Here is a 3,435-nt window from a genome sequence, read left to right on the forward strand (position 1 = left end):
CTCCAGCGCCGGGTCCTGCTCCAGCGCCGGGTCCTGCTGATCCGTCGTGCTCACGCCTCGTCCCGTCCCCCACCGGGCACCGCTGCCGCGCTGCCCTCCGACCCGCCGGTGCCGTCGAACTCGTCCACCCCGGCGAGCACGTCGGCACCCTCCGCGGCGCCCTGCTCCGGCTGCCACCGCACCAGCAGCGGCCCGAGCGCCTCCTCCTGCTCGAAGACCACCTGGCGCTCGCGGAAGAGCTCCAGCAGCGCCAGGAACCGCGCCACCACGACGAGCGTGGCATCGGGGCCACCACCGGCGTCCGCGACCAGGTCCGCGAACGCGGCCGCACCCGCCGCGCGCAGCCGCGCCACGACCACCACCGCCTGCTCCCGCACGCTGACCGCGCTGACGTGCAGGTGCTCCAGCCCCACCACGGGCACCGGCCGGGGCGACAGCGCCCGCCCCGCGATCGCCGCCAGCTGCTCGGGGGTCACCGTGAGGACGAGCTCCGGCAGCAGCCGCTCGAAGTGCGGTTCCAGCGCCACCGCGCGCGGCACCCGCCGGGCGCCCTCGGCCAGCCGCTGCGCGAAGGCGGCGGCGACCTCCTTGTAGGCGCGGTACTGCAGCAGCCGCGCGAAGAGCAGGTCGCGGGCCTCCAGCAGCGCGAGGTCCTCGGCGTCCTCCACCTCCGCCGCCGGCAGCAGCCGGGCCGCCTTCAGGTCCAGCAGGGTGGCGGCGACGAGCAGGAACTCGCTGGCCTCGTCGAGGTCCCACTCCTGACCGCTCCTGGAGGCGGCGCGGATGTGGGCGATGAACTCGTCGGTCACCCGCGCGAGGGCGACCTCCGTGATGTCGAGCTGGTGCTTGCCGATGAGGCCGAGCAGCAGGTCGAAGGGCCCTGAGAAGTTCTCCAGGTGCACCTGGAACCCGGCCGGCGCCTCCTGCGGGTTCGCCGGGGCGGCGGTCGGAGGGCTCAGCACGCCTTCACGGTACCGAGGGATGTGCGCCCTCCCGTGCGGCACCGCCGCCCACCGCCGCGGCGCTCGCGCGCTGGCGGGTGACGACGGGCCCGCGGGCGCACGCCGAGCCGGTGGCGGCGGCGGTGGGCAGCTCGTCCAGCGCGCCCTGCAGCACGGCCGCCAGCCCCCGCACGTGGGGCTCGCGCAGGATCGAGGTGTGGTCGCCGCGGACGTGCTCCACCCGCCACGGCCCGGCCAGGTGCGGCGCCCACCGCGAACGCGCGACGGCGTCGCGGTCGTCGGCGGCCACCACGACGAGCGTGCGGCCGGTGTACGCGGGTGCGCGGTACATCCGGTGCATCGCCATGCCCTGCCGGTGGAAGCGCAGGTAGTGACCACCCACCCTGCTGGGCACGAACCCGGTGCCGAGCAGGGTGAGGACCTCCTTGACCCGGTTGGGCAGGGAGCCCTCCAGCACCGGCGGGGCGAGCGCCGGGTCCGGCGGGAAGGAGTCCAGGACGGCCAGCAGCTCGACCTCCTCGCCCGCGGCGCGCAGCCGGTGGGCGATCTCCAGGGCGACGAGGCCGCCGAGGGAGTGCCCCGCCAGGCGGTACGGGCCGTGGGGCTGGATCCCGCGGATGGTGGTCAGGTGCCGGCGCGCCGTGGCCCGGATCGACCAGTCGGGCAGGCCGCCGCTCTCGATGCGGTGCGCCTGCAGGGCGTGGACGGGCTGGTCGGGGTCGAGGTGCTGGGCCAGCGGCCGCAGGCCGACGGCGACCGCGCCGGCGCCGGCCACGCAGAACAGCGGGGTGCGCGTGCCGCCCTCGCGCAGCACGACGTGGGTGCCGCTGGCGCTGCGGCGGTGCCCCCGCAGCACCCGGGCGAAGTCGGCGACCGTGGGTGCCGTGACGAGCATCGCGGTGCTCAGCCGGGCGCCGTCGACACCCACCTCGGAGCTGACGGCCGCCATGAGGGCCTCGGCGGCCAGCGAGTCGCCACCCAGGGCGAAGAAGTCGTCGTGGACGCCGACCTCGTCGAGCTCCAGGACGCGGGCGAACAGGCCCGCGACGACGCGCTCGAAGTCGGTGCGGGGCGCGTCGGCGCCCACGACCACGTCGGGCGGCTGGGGCAGCGCGGCGCGGTCGAGCTTGCCCCGCTCGGTGCGGGGCAGGGCCTCGAGGAAGACGACCTGCTCGGGGACCATGTGCGCCGGCAGCACCGCGCGGACCGCGGCGCGCACCGCCGCGGCGGCCGGCCGCTCGCCGACCGGTACGACGTACGCCACCAGGCGCGTGCGCCCGGTGCTCGGGGACGGCAGGCCCACGACGACGGCCTCGCGGACGTCGGGTCGGGCGAAGAGGACGGCGTCGACCTCGCCGGGTGCCACGAGCAGGCCGCGGACCTTGACGCTGTGGTCGCTGCGCCCGAGCAGGCGCAGGCAGCCGTCGGCGTCCAGCGCGCCGACGTCGCTGGTGCGGAAGGAGCGGGTGCCGTCGGGTTCGTCGGTGAAGCTGGCCGCGGTGAGCTCATCCTCGCCCCAGTAGCGCCCGCCGAGCCAGCGGGAGGTGAGCACGATCCGCCCGGTGCCCTCCGAGCGCAGCTCGCCGTCGGGGGTCTCGACCCGCAGCCGCACCCCGGGCACCGCCCGGCCGACGGGGGTAGCCCCCGCGGGGGCGGGGTCGGCGGGGGCGATGACGAACTCGCTCATCAGCCACGTCTCGGTGGAGCCGTAGCGGTTGCGCACCTCGCAGGCGGGACCGACGGCGGCCCGGAGGGCGGCCAGCTCCGCGCCGTGCACGGTCTCCCCGGCCACCGTCACGACGGACAGGTCGGCGAGGCGCTCGCCCGGCGGCAGCGCGGCCAGCGCACCGCGGAGGATGGCGGGGCTGGCGAGGAGCGCGTCGGCGCCCACCTGCCGCAGCCAGCCGGGCAGCTGCGCCACGGAGCGGGAGCGCGGGTCGAACAACTCCTGGCGCGCACCGACGAGCAGGCAGGTGAGGGTGACGCCGATGCCGGCGGAGAAGCCCATCGGCAGGACGTGGGCCACGGTGTCGCCGGCGCCGTAGCAGCCGGTGGCGACGGCGTTGGTCCACGCGTCGTGCAGCACCGAGCGGTGGTCGCAGCTGACGCCCTTGGGCTTCCCCGTGGATCCGGAGGTGTAGACGATGAGCGCGGGGTCGGTGGCGGCGCGCTGCGCGGCGGTCAGCTCCCGCGCCGCGTCCTCCAGGTCGGCGCCGCGCCAGGCGCCGTCCGCGTCGGGGTCGAGGACGAGCTCGCAGACCTCGGCGGCGGTGGCGGCGCGCGCGGCGTCGCTGATGCACAGGCGGGCGCCGGCGGCCTCCACGTAGTGCCGCAGCCGGGCGGCGGGGGTGGTGGGGTCGAGGACCACCACGAGCGCGCCGGAGGCCACCACCCCGAGGATCGCGGCGACCGCGCCGGCGTCGTGCCCCTGCAGCACGGCGACGGGCGCGCCGCCGCTGCCGCTGCCGGGTTC

Annotated in this window: 2 protein-coding genes; both read right to left on the reverse strand. The window is 77.1% G+C overall.

All coding sequences use genetic code 11. The features are described from left to right. Nucleotides 1-50: 50 nt before the first annotated feature. Entirely contained in the window at nt 51-962 is a 912-nt protein-coding gene (locus ABEB16_RS18790) for a segregation and condensation protein A (protein WP_345713737.1), read from the reverse strand. Between the two features lie 4 nt (nt 963-966). Then, on the reverse strand, nt 967-3,435 hold a 2,469-nt coding region (locus tag ABEB16_RS18795; RefSeq protein WP_345713738.1), incomplete at its 5' end, for an AMP-binding protein.

The organism is Kineococcus glutinatus (assembly GCF_039542765.1).
Taxonomy (GTDB): Bacteria; Actinomycetota; Actinomycetes; order Actinomycetales; family Kineococcaceae; genus Kineococcus_A; species Kineococcus_A glutinatus.